Annotated in this window: 3 protein-coding genes; all 3 read left to right on the top strand. The window is 54.6% G+C overall.

Annotated elements, in window-relative coordinates; all coding sequences use genetic code 11:
- On the top strand, positions 1-161 hold a 161-nt coding region (locus IIA05_13000), incomplete at its 5' end, for a hypothetical protein (protein ID MCH9028007.1).
- A gap of 3 nt (positions 162-164) precedes the next feature.
- Positions 165-2,006: a tetratricopeptide repeat protein gene (locus tag IIA05_12995; GenBank protein MCH9028006.1), complete on the top strand. Its 1,842-nt coding sequence runs from the start codon at positions 165-167 to the stop codon at positions 2,004-2,006.
- A 66-nt stretch (positions 2,007-2,072) separates the two neighbouring features.
- Entirely contained in the window at positions 2,073-2,552 is a 480-nt protein-coding gene (locus IIA05_12990; GenBank protein MCH9028005.1) for a DoxX family protein, read from the top strand.
- The last annotated feature ends 223 nt before the right edge of the window (positions 2,553-2,775 follow it).

The raw sequence follows: 2,775 nt of genomic DNA, 5'->3' as shown, positions 1-2,775 counted from the left end.
GCTATAGATTACACGTCTGGAACCCGGCGCTGGCTGAGTATCGCGCCTCGGAGCAGTTCCAGGATTATGTTCGGCAAACACAAATGGACACCTACTGGCGCAAACACGGCTGGCCCGATCTTTGCCGGCCGGTAGGCGATGACGATTTCGAGTGCGATTAGATAATGGCTAACCTCTTCACTGAACTCAAACGCCGCAATGTATTCCGAGTGGGTTTCGCCTACGTGGTCATGGCCTGGCTGCTGGCGCAAATCACCGACCTGGTCATCGATAACGTCGGCGCACCCGAATGGGTCATGAAGATCATTTTTTTGGTGCTGGCGATCGGCTTTCCCATTGCCTTGTTTTTTGCCTGGGCATTCGAAATTACACCCGGGGGTCTCAAACGCGAGCACGAAGTCGATCGTAGCGAGTCGATTTCCCAACACACCGGTCGAAAACTGGATCGCATGATTGGCGCCGCGATCGCGATTGCCGTCGTGTTCCTGCTGGTCGATCGTTTTGCCGGGCAACAACCAGACCAGTTTGCAGAAACCAGAAGCGCGTCGTCACAAGCACAGGACCAGGCCGTATCCATCGCCGTCCTGCCCTTCGTCAACATGTCCTCCGATCCCGAACAGGATTATTTTTCAGATGGAATTTCGGAGGAAATTCTAAACCAGCTCGTTCGCGTCGATGGTTTGTCGGTTGCCTCACGCACCTCGGCGTTCGCCTACAAAGGACAGGATCTGAGTCTCTATGAAATCGCCCGCGATCTCGGCGTCGATCACATACTCGAAGGCTCGGTCCGTAAAGAACGTGACAACATCCGTATAACCGCCCAGTTGATCGACGCCAAGACCGACCGCCACCTGTGGTCGGAAACCTACGACCGGAAACTGACCAGCATCTTCGCGATCCAGGATGAAATATCCGGCTCCATCGTCGATGCGCTCCGCGAGACCCTGGGTGTCGATATCAGGAAAGTTGCAACCACGTCTGTGCCGACAGCCAACGTAGACGCTTACACGTCCTATCTGAAAGCGCGTGAATTGTTTTTTTCGCGCGATCCGCTGGCGTTGCGCCAAAGCCTGGAAATCTATCAACAGGCGATCGCGCGCGATCCAGGTTTTGCGCGTGCCTATGAAGGCCTCGCGGCAACTTACACGGTGATTCCCGCCTACCCGACACCGGAAGGATACCCGGAGATAACTCATGCAGAGGGCAGACCCAAGGCCATGCAAGCGGCTAAAAGAGCCCTCGAACTGGATGCTTCTCTTTCCATGCCGCACGCGGTACTGGGGCTTCATCACTCACACGCCTACGAGTATGAGGATTCTCTGCGCGAACTGGATACGGCGATCGAACTGGACCCTCGCGAATCCACGGGCTGGATGTGGAAAGGGATGCTATTGACCAAGCTGGGTTATCTTGATGAGTCGATAAAATATTACCAGGAAGCCTATCGTATTGACCCCGACACCGGTATCAACAGCGATCACCTGGGCTTCGCCTTGACCGCCCTGGGGAAAAATGAGGAGGCTTATTTTTACCTGGACAAGGCGCTGGAAAGAGGTCGTAAAATTTCCCTGAATGTGTTCTTGCTCGATGTCATGACTGGCGATTTCCACGGTGCGCGACTGGCGGCTATCTACCATTTCGGAGGGTATGAAATACTGCAATACCTGATGCCAATATTCGAAGAACAAAATGACGCCGATGAACGCCAGCGCCTGATCGACAGATTCTGGAAGCAACTCGAAATCTTGAAGCCAGACATCGAGTGGGCCTACCAAGGTGGTGCGCTCCTGTTTGCCGCAACGGGTGATTTCGATACAGCCACTAGATCTTTTGTTGAATTTCCGGCATCCGGAAACCGCGTCTGGCACCCGATCCTGGCCGAGTACCGCAAGTCTGACCAATTCAAGGATTACCTGCAGCAGACAGGCATCGAAGCCTACTGGCGCAAACACGGCTGGCCCGATCTTTGCCGCCCGCTGGCCGATGACGATTTCGAGTGCGATTAAACCACTTGTCCGCGGCGTTGTCCTATCTTCCGATCCAGCGATTTCCCCACAGACAAGGAATAAATCATGACTGACGGAAACCTTTCAGGCTTTGTCGGCAACAAGGCGCACTGGCCTCTCGCGGTTCTCCGCGTCTATACAGGTGTTTTTTTCCTGATCTACGGCTATGGCAAGTTACAGCGCGGCGGAGGGTTTGCCGATGGCATGTCCGGGTTTTTGAACGCGCAGGAAAATACCTTTGGCTTCTATCGTGCCTTTATCGACTCGGTGGTCCTGCCCAATGCCGGGCTGTTTTCATACCTCATCGCCTGCGGAGAAACCGCGCTCGGAATCGGACTGATCCTTGGCCTGGCAACGCGTTACTCCGCTTATGTTGGTGTGTTCCTGGTCATCAATTTCTGGTTTGCCAAAGGCCTGGGCTTTTTCGGCGCGATGAACCACGACGTGGTGTGGATGAGCATCCTGCTGGTCCTCGCCCTGATGAAAGCAGGGCACGTCTATGGCCTGGACTCGCAATTGAAGAGCAGGTATCCGTTCCTGGCCTGAGTCGCAGAGAACTCATACACGGCACAGGATAAGATTCCTGGAGTTGTTATCAGGGCATCCAGCGGATTCACCTGCTATTCTTCGGGCGGGGAGTTCTGATGTCTTCACTATCGGGTTTCATTCAAGAGTTAAGCCGGCGCAACGTGTTCAAGGTTGCAGCGGTCTACGTGGTCACAGCCTGGCTGGTCATGCAAATCGCCGACACCATGTTCCCGGCCTTCCA

It is taken from the genome of Pseudomonadota bacterium (genome assembly GCA_022572885.1).
Classification (GTDB): Bacteria; Pseudomonadota; Gammaproteobacteria; order Steroidobacterales; family MnTg04; genus MnTg04.
This window is presented reverse-complemented; position numbering and strand designations above follow the sequence as displayed.